The sequence below is a fragment of the Rhizobacter koreensis genome, assembly GCF_013366375.1.
Classification (GTDB): domain Bacteria; phylum Pseudomonadota; class Gammaproteobacteria; order Burkholderiales; family Burkholderiaceae_C; genus Schlegelella_A; species Schlegelella_A koreensis.
In genome coordinates this window covers 20767-36750 of sequence record NZ_JABWMJ010000013.1, presented here as the reverse complement: position 1 = coordinate 36750, position 15984 = coordinate 20767, and the positions used below count along the sequence as shown (strand labels likewise).

The following is a 15984-nucleotide window of genomic DNA, read 5'->3' as shown; positions in this document are numbered from 1 at the left end:
TCGTCTTTTGCGCCGCCGCTCTGGCGACGGCGTGCGCAAGCTTGCCCTCTCAAGGCGAGCGGCCGGTTTCCGTAGCCATCGAAGGCTCCTCCGGTACGTCGCTGGGTCGAATCGCCTTGGCTTCCGCACCAGAGCGGGACTTGAGCGGATTCCGACTCATGCCTTCGGGCGCATTCGCTTTAAGCGCAAGAATGGAGTTGGCCCGCCGCGCGGAGAAATCGCTCGACGTTCAGTATTTCCTGATCCGTCACGATGCGACGGGAAAAGCAATGCTGCGCGCGCTGAGGGATGCGGCGCTCCGTGGCGTGCGCGTGCGGCTGCTGCTGGACGACCTGTACACCTCCGGGCAGGACGAGCTGCTAAGCGGCCTTGCTGCGCACGAAAACGTCGAGGTGCGCCTGTTCAATCCGTTCCCTACGCGTGGTGGTTTGCTGTCGCGCTTCGCGCTCTCGCTTCCTAACGTTGAGCGACTCAACCACCGCATGCACAACAAGCTGTTTATTGCGGACGGTGCCATGGCCGTGACCGGCGGCCGCAATGTCGCGGACGAGTATTTCTCGCGGCATCCACTCGCGAACTTCATCGACCTTGACCTGTTCGTCAGCGGCGCCGTGGTCCCAGAGCTGGGCAGGCTCTTCGATCTATACTGGAACAGCGCACTTGCATACCCGTTGGGATCGGTTGTGCCCCCGCGGTTGACGCGGCCCGAGCTGCGGGCGGGCTTCGAGGAGGTCTCGCGTCCAAGCGCACCGCCCGTGACGCACGAACCGGACACTCGCGACGTGCTGGGCTACAGACCAATAGAGGAAGAGCTCGATGCCGGCACGCTGGATCTGATCTGGGACTACGCCGAGGCATCGGCCGACATGCCATCGAAGGGCGAAGCGCCACCTCCGGGTCTGGAAGAGGCGTCCATTGCCTCGAACCGCGTTCGCGTATCCGTCGTGGAACACATGCGCGAAGCGAAGTCGGAGGTCATGCTGGTGTCTCCCTACTTCGTACCGGGACGTTCGGGCATGGATCTCATCAAGGACCTGCGATCGCGAGAGGTCAAAGTTGGCGTGCTAACGAATTCGCTTGCGTCTACCGACCAGCCTCTCGTGCACAGCGGATATCGACGTTACCGGCGCTCCCTGCTCGAACTTGGGGTAGATGTTTACGAGCTGAGCCCCATCAAAGCCGGCCGCGAGGGACGCGGGCTGCTGTTTGGCAAATCAGTGGGTGGCCTACATAGCAAGGCAATCGTGTTTGATAACTTGGAGGTATTCATCGGATCAATGAACTTCGATCCGCGCTCCGACCACTACAACACCGAAATTGGCCTTTTCATTCACAGCCCCCGTCTAACCCTCCAGGTCGCTAGACTGGCCCGTCTCGCCCAGCGCCAAGCCTCCCACCGGCTGCAGCTGACTGCAGGCGGGGCTTTGGAGTGGATTACCCCTGGCGGCGCTGACGACGAAGTACACACGAAGGAGCCGGAGGCCAAGCTTTGGATGAGGTATCTATTGGAGCTGCTAGCGCCACTGGCGCCTGAAGGGATGCTCTAGCTAGTGCGTTGCGTAACCCCCGCACGTCGAACGGGTCGGCCACTGTCGGCGCGCCAATATCCTGCTATTGGCCAGCAGGATGGTGCTAATGGGGACAGCGTGCGGCAGTGCGATGCGTTGCCGGAATGAGTGCGCGCTTCAGCACGGATTCCGTGAGTTGTTGTCGGCCACCCTCGGAACCTTTGGCGGCGGCGGTTCGCCGCGGCTCAACCTGGCCGGCCTTCCTGCTTTGCGGCATGAGCGGCTCGCATCAGTCCAGTAGCGCGATATTGGCGCAAATGCTGGCCGCTAGCAGAATATTGGCGCGCAGCGCTGGCACGCGTTGCGTCGAAACGTCAGCCGCATCGCTGCCCTCAGAGCGAGAAAGACAAACAACGACTGGAACTTGCAGGCGAAACTGTCGCTAGCAGCGATAGCGCGCCGCTAGCAGAATATTTGGCGCGCCGACAGTGGGTCCGGTGGAGGATTGCTCGTGAAGACGCCTGAACCCGCCGTTTGGCTGCACCGAGAGCCCTGCGATGCAATCGCTAGCTCTGCGCGAGCGGGTCACGCGCCTACAGTCTTACGACTGAACCATTCTCAACCCGCAAACCGCTAACTCGAGGAACACGATCATGAAAGCGACCCACTCCCTGGTTTTGCTCGCCACCATCGCCTTTTCGGTCACAGGCGGTTCCTACGCGCAGAGCGCAGGTATGTCGATGACAGGCGACGGCATGAGCATGAAGGCCGCCGACAAGCCCAGCAACGACAGCCAGGCCGCGACTCACCGAACCGACGCGGTCGTCAAGGCTGCTGATCCTTCGAAGGGCAACGTGACACTGGCCCACGAGCCGATCAAAAGCCTGAACTGGCCGGCGATGACCATGTCGTTCGCGGTCAAGGACAAGGCACTCTTCAAGAAGTTGGCTGTCGGCAACAAGGTCCATGTCGCAATCAAGAAGCAAGGCGCCGACTACGTCGTGACTGAAGTGAAGTAAGCCATCGGGTCGGGGCCTCACCCGCCTTGTTGAAGCCGGAGACCAATATGCTTTTTGCCGGGCGCTGGATCCCGATCGAGCTGATGAATGAGCTTTGGGTCCTCTGGTTCATTGGGGTGGTCGTCTTCGGCGGGCTGATGTTCTATCTGCACCGTCGCGGCAAGCCCAAGGAACCCCCGCGACCGACGCACTCCGGGGCCCGCCGACGCCCCCGACGCCCCCGACGCCCCCACAAGACGCACTGACCAGGTATCCGCTGTTCGCCTAAATTCATCCAACATGGACTCCATGATGTCAGCCGGTGGCATGGCCGTCATGATGGGCGGGATGGGCTTCGTCCTGGTTGCTCATGGTCGTGGTGCTCGTGCTCGTGATTGCTGCAGCCACCAGACAAACCTGCTCTTCGACAAGCACAACAAGGACTAGTCGCCATTCGTGTCAGCCGTGATCTCGACCATCGCAGACATCTTGAACCTCCCTCGCGCGGCTTCGCGATACGCGACGTCGCCCTCGACCTTCAACAGGAGGTTCGAATGGAACCAGCATCGATCGCCGCAATCATCGCATCGACAAACTCAGGGCCACAGAGAAAGCGTTGGACGAGATCGGCGTGCGCGGCAACAGCCTCGTCAAGGCCAGAGGGTTCGGCGAGCAGTCGCTTCATCAAGATGTCCTGGGTCCCGCGCCCCCGCGGAGACGATCGCGAATTGCGGACGTGTTCGACGCAGCTACCGCGTTTGCAAGTCGGCCCTGCACCGAATGAGGAAGGCAACCTGTCATGAAACATCTCTTCGTGCTCGTTTCCACCTTTGGACTTTCGATTTCGCATTCCGCGGTCTGGGCTGCAGGAGACGCCGCACGCGGCGCCGCGTTCTTCCAGCAATGCGCCGCCTGCCACTCGACAACAGCCGGCGAGCATCTGACCGGTCCGAGCCTCGCCAACGTCTGGGAGAGGAAGGCGGGAACCGTTGCCGATTTCCACCGGTACTCCGACGCACTGAAGCGCGCCACTTTCGTGTGGAACGCGAAGACGCTCGACAAGTGGCTCACCGACCCCGAGGCGTTCATCCCGGGCACCAGCATGACGTTTCCCGGCCTGCGCGACAGCAACGCTCGCCAAGACGTCATTGCTTATATAAAAGCGATTTCCGAGGGTAAGGCGCCGACGCTCGCACAGCGCGGGGGCGGGATGATGATGAACATGCAAACCGCTCACGCGGACCTTAAAGCCGCCCCCGCGGAGGGACAGGTGACGGCGATCAAACACTGCGCCGATACGTACACCGTGAGCACTGCCGACGGCAAGAACAACAAGGTGTGGGAGTTCAACCTGCGATTCAAGACCGATTCGAGCCGTCTCGGGCCGACTCCCGGCAAGCCGGTCATCGTCGGCGCAGGTATGCAGGGCGATCGCGCATCGGTGGTGTTTGCAGCTCCCGGGGAGATCAGCCGATTCATCAAGGAAGGTTGTCTTTGAGCTTGGCCACCGAGCGAAACCCGGTGTCGGAAGTTCCCGCGGCAACGATGACCATTTGGGACCGCCGCAGCCGACTGCTGGCAGAGAGCCCTCCTGTGGCGGAGCCGAACAGCGGTCTGCGCGAGCGACTGCAAGGTGGGCGGCGACCCGTGTTAAATCCGAGGTTGCGGAAACGGGTCTCTGAGTAGAACGAGCGCACCGCCTCGCCTGGGCCGGTGTCAATAGGCCGCGTAACCACCTCGAGGTCGGCTCCACCAAGTTGCGCTTGCAGCCGATCGAGGGCGGGCATCTCCTTGCGGCCAGGTGGCCAGGTGGGCACAAAATTCTCCAGAGGTTGAGCACGATGACTCGTCCGCGCATCGTTTCGAGCAAGGTCGGCGCTCCCCGCTCGTCGAGAAACCCGACGTTTGGCAGCACGCGCGGGCTGGCGTGCAAAGGGAGCTGGCCAGTGACCGTCAGGCGCGGCGCTGTCCGTGCAGGAGCTGCCGCAGTGCCAAGCCAGCGCCGGCAGCGGCCAGCAACCCAAGACGGCACGCCGCCCGAACATGGCGCGGCGCCCCGTGGGGGCGGGTCTTTGTGCTGTGGCTTGCCGTTCGAAGCATCAGTACGTCGACTGGATGAGTGGCGCCGCTGGCACGCCAATTGCCGCTAGGCAACTAACGATGAGCGAAGCAACTGCCACGGCTGAGCGCCGCGTACCTTCGTTACCCGGCATCGATCACACCCTGGGCCTGTGGTTCGATCCCTATCGCTTCATCGGCTCGGCGTGTCGCACCGCCGGCAGCGATGTCGTGCAGGCCCGCTTTCTCGGCCGCCGGACCTTGTGCATGACCGGCGCGGCGACAGCCGAGATCTTCTACGACAAGTCCCTCTTTCAACGGGCCGGCGCCGCACCCGAACCGGCGCGGGCTACGCTGTTCGGCAAGGGAGGCGTGCAGGGACTGGACGGCGAAGCGCACCTGCAGCGAAAGCGCTTCTTCCTTCAGGCCACGTCGCCGCAACGGGTGCAGCAGCTTGCACTGGAGGCCGAGGCGCAGTGGATGCGGCTGGCACCACAGTGGCAGCGCGCGGGCCGCTTCTCGCTGTACGAGGCGACCCAGCACTGGCTCACGCGCAGCGTGTGCGGCTGGGCAGGCGTGCCGCTCGACGACGCAGAGGAACCTGTTCGTACCCGCCATTTGGTGGCCCTGTTCGATAAAGCCGCCTCCGGCCTCGCCGCGCACTGGCAGGCGCGCCGGGCGCGCTACCACGCGGAAGCATGGCTTGCGGCGCTGGTGGAGCAGGCCCGCGCTGGACGCGGGGTATTTCGCGAGGGCAGCGTCGCGCATGAAGCCGCGATGCTCGTGAACGGCCACGATGCGCCGCTCGAGCCGCGCATCGCGGCCGTGGAGCTTTTGAACGTGCTGCGGCCGACGGTGGCCACGTCGCTCTACATCGTGCACAGCGCTCACGCGCTCCAGGGGCATCCGTGGCTTCGCGACGCGTTGCGTGGAGGCGGCGAGGCGGCGATGCACTCCTTCGCGCAGGAAGTGCGGCGCTTCTATCCTTTCTTTCCTGCCTTGGCGGCTCGCGTGCGGGAGGACTTCGTGTGGAACGGCTTTCGGTTCCCTCGAGGCACGCGGGTGATGCTGGACATCTACGGGACTAACCGGGACCCCCGCCGCTGGGAGCATCCTGACGAGTTCCAGCCGCAGCGCTTTGTCGGCCATGCGCCGGGGCGGTTCGACTTCATCCCGCAAGGCGGCAGCACGGCGGAGAGCGACCACCGGTGCCCCGGCGAGGGCGTCGTGCTGGCGTTGATGGAACTGGCGCTGAGGTTGCTGCTGCGCGCGAACTACCACGTGCCGGCACAGGACCTGGAGATCCGCATGGACCGCATGCCCGCGATCCCCGCGTCGGGCTTCGTCATTGAGCGTTTCACGGCGTGATCCTGGAGGCTTCAACGGTGCCATGACAGCCAGCCGAGGGCTGAGGTCGAAGTACAAGCAGGCCGAACGCGATTGGATACCAGCCGAAAACCCGAAAGTCATGGTGTGGAGACAAAGCGGATCAGCGACCGCGCGCGACCACGCGGGCCTACGTGAGGGTCGGCTACAGATAAAACCAGCAAATCCGCCTGGCGCCCGACGTGTTCAACCTCTTTGATCGCAAGCGACATCGACGACCTCACGCATCGCGTCTTGCCGGCGTGCCGCCCGGTCGCGTCGAGGACGTTCACTTCCATCGTGTCGAGCCGCGGCGGTTTCGCCTTAGCTTGACAGCTGACTTATAGCGGACATGACTGTCGGTCGTACTCGCGGTGCTAGCAGCCCCGAAGCTCGAGTGCTGGGACCCAGGCAATGCTGCCGGGGCGCGATATCTCGCACCCAAACGCGGGCCGGCTCCTTCCGATATCGGGTAGCACGGAATCGAGGGCCGTCATCTACTTCAGATAGCGGGCGTAGACGGATGACCGGCCATCGCGGTCGATGATGAGCACGTCATGGGGATCCTTGCGATCGCCGTACTCCATCGCCGGTGGTGGGAGTGGGCGCAAGCCGGTAAACGCTGGTCCAGTGCAGCCCGAGAAGCTGGCCTGCACGCTCGGCCTGTTCGCGTGAAAGCGGCGCGGTGCCGAGCGGCCGCAGCACGCGGGCGATGCGCTGTTCGCGGTCGGATGAAGGCATCAGCGGAGGCGGGTAAGCGGTCGCTAGCGCGACTAAAGAATTCGCGTCGGACGCTAGCAAGGTTTGTGAGCACGACGGAGGTGGGCGCCGTTGCTGCCACACAACAACTAAGCTCGGGAGCGGTGACGGTCCTGCCCGGTAAAACCTGCGTGCGTGAGCGCCGTGAGCGCCTGGGCGGTGATCATGCCGCTAGCGCTAATAGTGAACCTCAACAGCAGGCGATCGGCCTGGCCGTTCCCAGCATGCCCGTTGGCTCTCCGGGCATGGAGTACGGCGACCGCAAGGACCCATACAACGTTCTGCTGATCGATCGCCTGTGAACCTGCAAGAGGTTCTTTCTGGATGGAGGGAGCCTGGACATGGGTGCGAGCCCTCCGATGCCGCTGTGCGGGCGATGCCAGTTGTAGTGATGCTGCCAGCTCGACAGCGCGGCCGTCCGCTCGATGGAGTTCTGGTATGTCCAGCCGTAGGCCCACTCTCTGAGAGCCGATTGGATGAACCGCTCGGCCTTGCCGTTGGTCTGCGGGCGGTAGGCACGGGTGAACTTGTGCTGGATGCCAAGCGCCTGGCAAGCCAGAGCGAAGTCGCGCGAGCGGAAGGCCGAGCCGTTGTCGGTCAGGAGGCGCCGGACCTGCACGCCGAGCCGAGCGTAGTAGGCCACCGCGTCGTGCAGGAACTGGACGGCTTGGGCCTTCGTCTCATCCGGATGCATGGCCGTGAAGGCGATGCGGGCGTGATCGTCGATCGCGACGAAGAGCATCTCCCAGCCGGCTCCGTCGACCGAGTCGCGCCGATTGCCAGTCACGCGGTGGCTGGGACGCTCGATCCGGCCGAGCTTCTTCGTGTCGATGTGCAGCAAGTCGCCGGGGGCGGCATGCTCGTAGCGCTGCACGGGCTCGCTCGGCCGCAAGTCAGTGAGCTTGGACAAGCCGGCCCGGGCCAATACGCGGCTGACGGTGGCGCTCGAGACGCCGACAGCCTTGGCGATCTGGCGCTGCAGCATCGAGCGGCGGCGAAGCTCGACGATCAGCAGCGCCTTGCCCGGCTCAAGGCTGCGTGGCGAGCGCGCGGGCCTCGAAGAGGCGTCCGCCAGCGCCGCCTCTCCAGCAGCCAGGTAGCGGCTGAGCCACTTGCGAGCGGTTGGCGGTGTTACCAGGTGCCGCTCGGCGGCCTGAGCAGCGCTCAAGCCTCCTTCGATCATCTCGAGGACCATCTCGATGCGACGTGCGTACGTGAGTCGGGCATGCTTATGCGTGTTCATCCGGCTGGACCCCTTGCGGGGCTTGGGTGTTTGGCGACTTCCAGTCTCTCAAACCCAGCTCGGATGAACACCCAATACAACGTCTTGTACGTTCACAGGCTGGTGAACTCCGGCCCGTTGTCAGTGCGCACCGCCGCGGGATAGCCGCGAAACACTGCCGCTCGGTCGAGCAGCCGCGTGACGTACTCGCCCGAGATGCCGTAGTCCACCGTGATGTCCACGCACTCGTGGCTGAAGTCGTCGGCCACCGTCAGGCACTTCAGGCGCCGGCCGCTGGCCAGGCTGTCGCTGACAAAATCCATGCTCCAGACCTCGTTGACGTTGCGCGCCACCTGCAGCGGCATGCGCTCGGCCGGCGGGCGGCGCGCCTTCTTGCGCTTGCGCACGGCGAGATTCGCAGCGCTGTAGAGGCGCCAGACCCGTTTGTGATTGACGCCGGGGAACTCGGGGCGCAGCAGATCATGGATGCGCCGGTAGCCGAAGCGCCGACGAACGTGGGCAATCTCGACGATTCGGCCAGCCAGCTCACGCGTGGCTGCGTCCGGCTCGGGCGGATGTCGAAAGCTGTCGCGGGAGAGCCCCACAAGACGACACGCGCGGCGCTCAGACAGGCGGTGCTCGCTGACCATCCTGGTGATCGCCTCGCGCTTGACCTGTGGGGCTAGCGCTTTACCCCGAGAACGCTCTTGAGCGCGTGCATGTCCAGGTGCGCCTCGGCCAGCAACTTCTTGAGCTTGGCGTTCTCGGCCTCAAGCTCTCGCAGTCGCTGCGCGTCGGACGCCTCCATGCCCCCGAACTTCGAGCGCCACTTGTAGAACGTTGCGTCGCTAAAGCCGCCCTTGCGGCAGATCTCCGCCACCGGCATGCCGGCCTCGGCCTGTTTGAGGAACCCGATGATCTGTTCCTCGCTGAACTTGCTCTTCCTCATGTCCGCCATTCTCCTGGTGAGCGGACTTCACTTCGTTCACGCTGGTACGGCTGGAGGGGGGCAGGTCACGGTGCCCCAGACAGCATGAATCCCGCGGCCAGCACCGCGGTACCGAAGACCGCGGTGTCGATCAAGGGGCCCGGGTCGCCAGCCGCTCAGGCGCAGTACGACCGCGGGCATGATGGCTGCCACCGCGATAACGAGGAACGAGGAACCGCCTCATCGAGAACCTTATTTCGACTGCTGTGATCGGATCCTTGAGCGCGCCGAAGCGCTTGTGATAGGGGCTACTTTGCGAACGCAGTGCGGCCATTGCACTGGAAAAGCGGACGCTTAAAGACATTGCAGATATGCCGTTAGTTGCCGGGTTTCTCGCCGAGAGCATTGATCACCTTGTCGGTCATGTCGACCATGGGTCCGAAAAAGGGAGAATCCTGAAGGATGAGATCGTAGTTCTCGGCCTCGAAGATCTTCCTAATTGCGTTGTTCGTTTGCTCGATGACCGTGGCGACCTCCTCATTCCTACGCTGTGTCAGGTCATCTTGATACGTGCGGCGCTTGCGCTGCAGATCGCGTTCTTGGTCCAGTAACTCTCGCTGGCGAACGGCTCGTTCGGAAGACGAGAGCCTAGGACTGTCGGCGTGGAAGCTATCAGTCGCAGCTTTCAGGCGATCTGCCAGCGCTTCGAGGTCTTTTTCACGCTGGGCGAATTCTTCGGCCAGTCTCGCCTCCGCCGCCTTCGCTGGCGCCGAGTCGCGCAGCAGACGACCGCTGCTTACTTGTCCGATCTTCAACCCTGCTGCGGCTGCATCCAAACAGCCGATCGCGCCCACGACCATAGCGACAAGCACTTCGAAGAAGAGAGTCTTGGTCATATGCAACCCGCTGCGTCGGTTTCGTTGTCCACCACGTGACGTCCTTCGCTCTACACCAGACCTTCTCAGCCAGTTCCCGGAGCTCCCGGGTCGCGCTGTCGTAGATGTAGGCATTCTCGAGCGTCGCGCCAGCGGCATTGAGTCCGTCAACTCCGGGAAGCGTGCTGTCCAGGTAGCGACTCGACCAGTCCTGTAATCGTCGGCTCCGGGTCTGCGTCCTGGCGTCAGCGGAGAGATCCTAGGGATACGCGGCCGAGCCCGATGAAACCTCGTCGTCGTTACCGGCGATTTCGCGGGCCTTGTACGATTTGTTCTGCACTGTTCCTGTGCCTGGTCTCGACTAGCACGCCTGCCTCGCCGCAGTCGCTGCCCGCCAGCCAGTGCTGCATCGCTCGGTATAGCTGAAAGCGGCCGGCGCTCTGTGATTGTGCCGCAAGGCGCGGCCACCGTGACTCCGCCTGCACTAGCTGTTCGACGCCTTGCGAGGTCGTCGCTTGCCGGAAGAAGCGTTTGCGCTGCAAGTGCGGTCCATCGTCTGCTGGCACAAGTGTAATAGCCCTATAGGTAAGCCCGATCGCGCGGCAACCAGAGTGATGTAGTAGGCTATGAGCGGATCGAGATCGCGTTTGTGTTTGCTGCTGTCGGCGGCGATCATCGGCAAGCCGTCCTGTAGCAGCTTGATGCCGTTGTCGTCATGCTAGGTGGTGTTCTTACCATTAGAGCGTTCTCCTCAGCACGCCGGCCGTCCGGGCAACGTGGTACAGCGTGCCAGCGACATGAAGCAATATTGGGCTCAGGAGGATTCAGCTGAAAATCGAGTGCATGGATGAGAGGAGCTCATTCAATTTTTCACTGCGCGGGGCCGAGGCGGGCAGGTCCACCATCCACCACAAACGAGCCGCCAGCCGCTGAATGCGGATGACAGGTACCCGCTGGGCCATGCGCCGAGCATCGCCACGTACATTGCAAAAGTGCGCGAGCCTCGCCGTATTGCGAACCTACCCGGGCGACAGTACTTCGGAGCGGGGTTCCGCCAGCTGGTGACGGCCATCAGGACTAGGGCGAACCCGAAGGTGGCCTGGTGGGCGCTCGCGGGGCCTAACAGTGACTGCGTTCGCTCTCCTCGAAGTGAACATGTTCCGTCGGAACGCCACAGCTACGGCACGCTCTGAAGCGAGGCGCGCGTTGGCCAATTTGCCGCGTGCGGCTGCCGTGCTCGGGCACCCGCTGAGCCTGCTGGCGTCCAGCGTCCTTGCCGGCCTGATTCAAGCCCTATCGATGGCGTGGCCTGACAGCGGAACGCCAGTGTGGTGGTTGCAGCTTGTGTCGCTCGCCGTCCTTTGCATAATCATCCGGCGGGCGACTTCGTGGCGCAGTGCCGCGGCGATGGCCTGGCTGTTCGCCACCGCATGGCTGGCAGGCTCATTCTGGTGGCTGTTCATTGCGATGCATGAGCATGGCGGCGTGCCTGCGCCGCTCGCTGCCCTCGGCGTGCTGGCGCTCGCTGGCGGCGTGGCCGTGTATTACGCGGCGGCGGGAGCTGTGTTCCGCGCCGGTGTGCGAGGACATCCGCTTCGAAACGGCTTGCTGTTCGCGGCGGTGTGGCTAGGGGCAGAGCTCGCACGCGGCACCTTCCTCACTGGTTTTCCGTGGGCTGCCGCAGGCTATGCACACGTTGACGGACCGCTGAGCGGGCTGGCGCCGTGGCTCGGCGTCTATGGCATCTCGGCGTTCGCGGCCCTGAGTGCATACCTCTTGTCGGTGGTAGCGCAACCCGCCGCGCGCTCTGGGTCGAGCTGCCGTCGCGTCGTGGCGTATGTAGTTCTGATGGGCGCGGTCAGCGGCACTGCAGACCGGTGGAAGGTCGATGTTCGACTTGAAGGAACGCCACTGCGGGTAGCCCTGCTCCAAGGCAACATCGCCCAGCAGCAGAAGTTCGACTCCGAGACCGGTATTCCAACTGCGCTCGGCTGGTATGGGCGGGCTTTGAGCGAGACGCCGGCCGACCTGCTGATCACGCCGGAGACCGCCATTCCGCTGTTGCCACAGGACCTCCCGACAGGCTACATGACCGCGCTGAAAGCCTCGATCTCAGCGTCGGGACGAGCTGCGCTAGTGGGATTGCCATTGGGAAGTGTGGAGAAGGGCTACACGAACTCGGTCGTAGGCCTAGCCCCGAAGGCCGCCGAGTACCGCTACGACAAGCATCATTTGGTGCCGTTCGGGGAGTTCAGTCCACCCATGTTCGGCTGGCTCACGCATGTGATGAACATTCCCCTGGGAGACTTCAGACGGGGACCTGTGGCGCAGCATTCGTTTGCGTGGCGAGGGCAGCGCCTCGCGCCAAACATCTGCTACGAAGACCTGCTCGGCGAAGAGTTGGCCGTCCGCTTCCGCGATGCGCCGAGCGCTCCAACGATCCTGGTGAACTTGAGCAATATTGCGTGGTTCGGCAATACTGCCGTGATCGACCAGCACCTGCAGATCAGCCGAATGCGCGCCATGGAATTCCGTCGTCCCGTCATACGCGCAACAAACACCGGGGCAACAGCGGCGATCGACGCCTACGGCCGAGTCACCGGGATGCTGCCGCGGCATACCCGCGGCGTGCTCGTTGCGGAGGTGCAGGGCGCGACCGGCAGCACGCCTTTCGCCTGGTGGAGCTCGCGATTTGGCGTCTGGCCATTGTGGATGTCGGTGCTGGCTATCCTTTGCTTGACGCTATGGCCGCCACGGAGCTCCTCCGGAGGGTTTCGGGATCGAGCGAAACGCTACTCAGATCAAGATTCGAGAGGAGGGAACGTCGATTGCAGGGCGGCTCACTTCGGCGGCTAAGGCAACGCTGATCAAGGCCAGTGGATTGAGGGTGGCACCAGGAGCCGATCGCCTATCTGGCGTTGCAGTGTTCTGGGCCGCCTGTTGACGCGACTTCCCGCGATTTGCGCGGACCGGGTGCCTCGTGCGCCGACATGCGGACGTACTCATGCCAGCAGGCGCCGGCGCGCAAGGAAGACGGGCTACGAACGCCCGCGTGGCGTTCTTCGCCAGTCCCCGATAGCGCGCCTTGCCGAAGCCCCACATCCTCCTGACCACAGCAAAGACATGCTCTAAGCTGTCGCGCAATGTAGCGAGAGCTCCTGCGTCTGCTGGCGCACTGCGGATCATGCAGATCCACGAGCCGCCGCGGGGGAGTTGCGCGTCCTTGCTCCGTCGCGCAACTCAGCGCCGGAGCTTGCAGTTAGCGCGCTAAGGAGCAAACCCGTATGGCTCACCTCGAAGGCGCCGCAGGTTGCCGCTCGGGGCAGGAGCTGCCATCCGCAACAGCAGCGTGTTCGCCGATTGGCTCGTGCAGGCTCTCCTTCGCTGTGGTGGTCATCTCTTCGTGGCCGCTTCCGCCGCACCGGAGCCTGGCTTCGCGGCGGCGTCAAGCCTGCTCTTGATGACCGCCGTCCGCAGTCCGACCGCAGCCCGCCAGGCGCTGGGCGCTCCGGGAACAAAGACCAGCGCCGCGAGCACCAGATACACCCAGGCAAGCATGGTCAGCGACTCGATGGCCCGTGCGGGCTCGTTGCGAAAGAGGAAGGCGATGACCAGTTGCACCGAGAACAGCAGCGCCAGCGCGAGCGCCGAGAGCAGGCTGAAGCGCAGCCGAAGCAGGAGCGCCACGCCGAACAGCGACTGCGCTGCGGTGAGGAAGAACTCCTCGTGCTGGCGGGCGTCGAGCGGCAGTGACGTGATGCCGCCGAAGCCGACGCTCATTGCCAGCGGCAGCATGCCGACCAGCAGTGTCCACTGATTGATCTTGTCGCTGATCATCGTCGTCAGCGCGCCTTCGGCGCGGTTGGACAAGACAAACAGCACGGCGATGACGACCGCTGGCGACTCGCTGGCCAAGGGTGCCAGCCATTGGATGAGCAAGAACTCGTCAATGCCGAGCACGCGGCCTGAAGCAACGATCGACTCGGCGAAGGGCTCCGCAGAGGCAAGAATGACGATCGCTGCGACGACGGTGAGCCCGCCCATCCAGACCCACTGGCGCGCCGGCGACAACGTCGACAGTGCAGCCGCCAAGCCCGGCTCGTCGTCTTGCGCGAGCGCCTCGTCCACCTTGGGCATGCGGCCGGTCGTCCACAGATAGGCCCCGAATAGCAGCACCAGAACCACGCTGTCGAACACGTCAATGCGGTTCTTCAGCACGATAACGAACGCATAAAGGCTGGCCCCCAGCAGGAAGCCGATCTCGACCACGTTCACGGTCGCCATCGCAATGCCGCGCTGGCGCGTGCGCAGCCAGTGCAGGATCGCCATCAGCGGCCAGGCCAGGCCCACCAGCAGCCGGTTGGCGCCGGTCATGTTGGCGGCAGCGTAGTGGACGTAGTTGGAATCCGGGGCCTTGCCGGCCTGATAGGCGTAGTACAGGTCGACGGCGTATTCCGGCAGCACCGTCACCAATGCGACGAGTGCCAGGATCAGGCCCTGCGCAATCCGCTTCTCGGCTGCCTCGGCGCCCCACGACAGCATGAATCCCGCCGCCAGCACCGCCGTACCGAATATCGCGGTGTCGATGACCGGCCCCGGTCGCCAGCCACTCAGGCGCAGCACGACTGCAGGAATGATGGCCGCCACCGCGATAGCGAGGAACATCAGGAACCGCCTCATCGACGAGTCTCCTTGCGACTGCTGTCATTGGAGTTGTGAGCGCCACGAAAGCGTCGAACTGGCGCTGGGTCCGATCAGACTTGGTCAGGTCGGCAGTATTAGAGTACAAGACGAGGTTGGCCGATGCGGGGAGACGACAACCAAAAATGCGACCAGGTTGATGGGAAAATGCGGAGCCGTCTGTTCGGATCTAAGAAACCCGGAAAAGCACGGGCAGTACGCCAGCAGCATGTCCCCATTAGACGCGTGCATCAACGGCACCACCAGCACGAACAGCCCGATGCCTTCGCGCAGCGCAGTCGACGCCACTCGCATGTCGACTAGCCAAGCAGCCGGCATGGTGCAACGGATCGAGCGCCTACAGCAGCGCAGGCACCTACAGTGACGCTGGACGGCAAATCCCATGCCCGAGATGCTCGGTCTGGCACCCGAAAGGCTCGACGCCCGCTCGCGGGAACGCAGCGCTTCACGATTGGTTGCGGCGTCAGCGGGTATTCGCGTCAGCGCTCATGAGCGAGAGGTAGAGATGGCCTGCTGATTGCTGGGTGGCGAGGCAACTGGCCTGGCGTTGGGTGCCCAAGCTTGCGACGCGTTTTTTTATGGGGTGTTCTGTGCAATCTGACGTGAAGTCTTTATCGGGCGCGCGAGAACGTGGTTCCGTTCGGCCGCTCCATCGCCTCGTTCCCTGCTGGGCCCGCGTAGCCTCGATTGCGGCCGTCCTGTTGTTCCCGTCGGTAGACAAAGCACTGGCCGACCCGCAAAGCTTGAGCACGTTCGTGCCCGTGCAGACCGAGGACGCCTACGAGACCCGCCTGGGCGCGCTCGAGTTGCAGGGCGTGTTCCGCTTCACCCGCGACAACAACAACCGCCGCGGGTCCGATTTGTGGACCATCGAGCCGACGCTGAAGGTAGGCGCCATGTCGGGGCTGCAACTAGACCTGAGCGTGCCGTACGCCATGGGCACCCAGAGCGGCGCGAAGCAAGGCAACGTCGGCGCCGGAGCACTCTACCGCTTCACCGAGCAGACCGCGTACCTGCCTGCGCTCGCGCTGAAAGCCTCCTATCAGCACCCGTACGGCGCCGGGCACAAGACGGCCCAGTACACCCTGCGAGGCATCGCCACCAAATCCCTCGGCGCCTCGGAGCGGAGTCCACGCCTGCACGTGAATCTGACCTGGACGCACCGGCTGCAACCGAGCGCCACGCAGCGCGATGACCAGCTCGAGGCAAGTCTTGCGCTTTCCGCGCTGATCAGCGATCGCACGGCGCTCGTGGCCGATGTCGTGCGAGGCGCCAAGCCAGAAGTAAATGCTACTCAGACGATCCTGGAACTCGGATTGCGGCATGAGATCAGCAATGGCTTTACGCTCTCCGGAGGTGTCGGTGTGGGGTTGGGGCAACAGTCGCCTGCATTCCGGGCACTATTTGCGATGCAGAGGAGCTTCGGGCTGTTCTGAGCCTAGTAGGAGTGGCCCGGCTGCCGCTCGTCTTCGTGGCGACGCGACTGTCCGACACGACGCCGCGAGTCGCGAGTGCGGCACGTGTTCTACGTCTTTTAGCTTTTAGCGGCTGCACCTGCTGGTGCTCTGGG

The 15984-nt window shown here is 63.8% G+C and carries 12 protein-coding genes and 4 pseudogenes; 8 read left to right on the top strand and 8 right to left on the bottom strand.

The window, feature by feature from the left end:
• Positions 1–158 precede the first annotated feature (158 nt).
• From HQN59_RS21930 to HQN59_RS21920, 3 genes are all read left to right on the top strand, one after another.
• Positions 159–1547 (top strand): phospholipase D family protein, encoded by a 1389-nt coding sequence (locus HQN59_RS21930; RefSeq protein WP_246295089.1) that lies wholly within the window; start codon positions 159–161, stop codon positions 1545–1547.
• Between the two features lie 614 nt (positions 1548–2161).
• On the top strand, positions 2162–2527 hold the full coding sequence (locus tag HQN59_RS21925) for a copper-binding protein (protein WP_217704259.1): 366 nt from the start codon (positions 2162–2164) through the stop codon (positions 2525–2527).
• A 279-nt stretch (positions 2528–2806) separates the two neighbouring features.
• Positions 2807–2953: a hypothetical protein gene (locus tag HQN59_RS21920; RefSeq protein ID WP_176071257.1), complete on the top strand. Its 147-nt coding sequence runs from the start codon at positions 2807–2809 to the stop codon at positions 2951–2953.
• 91 nt (positions 2954–3044) lie between these two features.
• Here the strand turns inward: HQN59_RS21920 and HQN59_RS21915 are convergent, their stop codons facing one another.
• On the bottom strand, positions 3045–3191 hold the full coding sequence (locus tag HQN59_RS21915; RefSeq protein WP_176071256.1) for a hypothetical protein: 147 nt from the start codon (positions 3189–3191) through the stop codon (positions 3045–3047).
• A 114-nt stretch (positions 3192–3305) separates the two neighbouring features.
• Here HQN59_RS21915 and HQN59_RS21910 point away from each other — a divergent pair, with 114 nt between their 5' ends.
• On the top strand, positions 3306–4004 hold the full coding sequence (locus HQN59_RS21910) for a c-type cytochrome (RefSeq protein WP_176071255.1): 699 nt from the start codon (positions 3306–3308) through the stop codon (positions 4002–4004).
• Positions 4005–4666: 662 nt separating this feature from the next.
• Positions 4667–5932, top strand: a complete 1266-nt coding sequence (locus tag HQN59_RS21905) for a cytochrome P450 (protein ID WP_176071254.1) — start codon at positions 4667–4669, stop codon at positions 5930–5932.
• A gap of 98 nt (positions 5933–6030) precedes the next feature.
• On the opposite strand, the gene HQN59_RS21900 is transcribed toward HQN59_RS21905, so the two are convergent.
• Both HQN59_RS21900 and HQN59_RS21895 read right to left on the bottom strand, forming a co-directional pair.
• Positions 6031–6228 carry a hypothetical protein gene (locus tag HQN59_RS21900; protein WP_176071253.1) on the bottom strand — a complete coding sequence of 66 codons (198 nt, stop codon included), beginning with the start codon at positions 6226–6228 and terminating at the stop codon, positions 6031–6033.
• Between the two features lie 256 nt (positions 6229–6484).
• The gene (locus HQN59_RS21895; RefSeq protein WP_176071252.1) at positions 6485–6670 is read right to left on the bottom strand and encodes a hypothetical protein; all 186 of its coding nucleotides are present in this window, start codon (positions 6668–6670) and stop codon (positions 6485–6487) included.
• 215 nt (positions 6671–6885) lie between these two features.
• On the opposite strand from HQN59_RS21895, the pseudogene HQN59_RS21890 reads away from it, so the two are divergent.
• A pseudogene (locus HQN59_RS21890) lies at positions 6886–6990 on the top strand (DUF411 domain-containing protein); the annotation flags it as partial.
• On the opposite strand, the pseudogene HQN59_RS21885 reads toward HQN59_RS21890, so the two are convergent.
• The 3 genes and pseudogenes from HQN59_RS21885 to HQN59_RS21870 all read right to left on the bottom strand — a co-directional run.
• Positions 6987–7931: pseudogene (locus HQN59_RS21885) on the bottom strand (IS481 family transposase); the annotation flags it as partial. The pseudogenes HQN59_RS21890 and HQN59_RS21885 overlap by 4 nt on opposite strands.
• Positions 7932–8029: 98 nt before the next feature.
• Positions 8030–8859, bottom strand: a pseudogene (locus HQN59_RS26325) (IS3 family transposase); the annotation flags it as partial.
• Between the two features lie 356 nt (positions 8860–9215).
• Positions 9216–9734: an OmpH/Skp family outer membrane protein gene (locus HQN59_RS21870; RefSeq protein WP_176071249.1), complete on the bottom strand. Its 519-nt coding sequence runs from the start codon at positions 9732–9734 to the stop codon at positions 9216–9218.
• Between the two features lie 1134 nt (positions 9735–10868).
• Between HQN59_RS21870 and lnt the strand changes: the two genes are divergently transcribed.
• Positions 10869–12569: an apolipoprotein N-acyltransferase gene (gene lnt, locus HQN59_RS21865; protein ID WP_176071367.1), complete on the top strand. Its 1701-nt coding sequence runs from the start codon at positions 10869–10871 to the stop codon at positions 12567–12569.
• A 146-nt stretch (positions 12570–12715) separates the two neighbouring features.
• Here lnt and HQN59_RS26320 read toward each other — a convergent pair.
• Together HQN59_RS26320 and HQN59_RS21860 are read right to left on the bottom strand one after the other, a co-directional pair.
• Positions 12716–12857 (bottom strand): annotated as a pseudogene (locus HQN59_RS26320) (IS5/IS1182 family transposase); the annotation flags it as partial.
• Positions 12858–13106: 249 nt separating this feature from the next.
• On the bottom strand, positions 13107–14393 hold the full coding sequence (locus HQN59_RS21860) for a sodium:proton exchanger (protein WP_176071248.1): 1287 nt from the start codon (positions 14391–14393) through the stop codon (positions 13107–13109).
• Between the two features lie 764 nt (positions 14394–15157).
• On the opposite strand from HQN59_RS21860, the gene HQN59_RS21855 reads away from it, so the two are divergent.
• Entirely contained in the window at positions 15158–15850 is a 693-nt protein-coding gene (locus HQN59_RS21855) for a hypothetical protein (RefSeq protein ID WP_176071247.1), read from the top strand.
• The last annotated feature ends 134 nt before the right edge of the window (positions 15851–15984 follow it).

Excerpts from the sequence above, each read along its gene's own strand:
- HQN59_RS21930 (WP_246295089.1), top strand. The coding sequence starts at position 159 with ATGCCTTCGGGCGCATTCGCTTTAAGCGCAAGAATGGAGTTGGCCCGC.
- HQN59_RS21925 (WP_217704259.1), top strand. The coding sequence starts at position 2,162 with ATGAAAGCGACCCACTCCCTGGTTTTGCTCGCCACCATCGCCTTTTCG.
- HQN59_RS21920 (WP_176071257.1), top strand. The coding sequence starts at position 2,807 with ATGGACTCCATGATGTCAGCCGGTGGCATGGCCGTCATGATGGGCGGG.
- HQN59_RS21915 (WP_176071256.1), bottom strand. The coding sequence starts at position 3,191 with ATGAAGCGACTGCTCGCCGAACCCTCTGGCCTTGACGAGGCTGTTGCC.
- HQN59_RS21910 (WP_176071255.1), top strand. The coding sequence starts at position 3,306 with ATGAAACATCTCTTCGTGCTCGTTTCCACCTTTGGACTTTCGATTTCG.
- HQN59_RS21905 (WP_176071254.1), top strand. The coding sequence starts at position 4,667 with ATGAGCGAAGCAACTGCCACGGCTGAGCGCCGCGTACCTTCGTTACCC.
- HQN59_RS21900 (WP_176071253.1), bottom strand. The coding sequence starts at position 6,228 with ATGGAAGTGAACGTCCTCGACGCGACCGGGCGGCACGCCGGCAAGACG.
- HQN59_RS21895 (WP_176071252.1), bottom strand. The coding sequence starts at position 6,670 with ATGCCTTCATCCGACCGCGAACAGCGCATCGCCCGCGTGCTGCGGCCG.
- HQN59_RS21870 (WP_176071249.1), bottom strand. The coding sequence starts at position 9,734 with ATGACCAAGACTCTCTTCTTCGAAGTGCTTGTCGCTATGGTCGTGGGC.
- lnt (WP_176071367.1), top strand. The coding sequence starts at position 10,869 with ATGTTCCGTCGGAACGCCACAGCTACGGCACGCTCTGAAGCGAGGCGC.
- HQN59_RS21860 (WP_176071248.1), bottom strand. The coding sequence starts at position 14,393 with ATGAGGCGGTTCCTGATGTTCCTCGCTATCGCGGTGGCGGCCATCATT.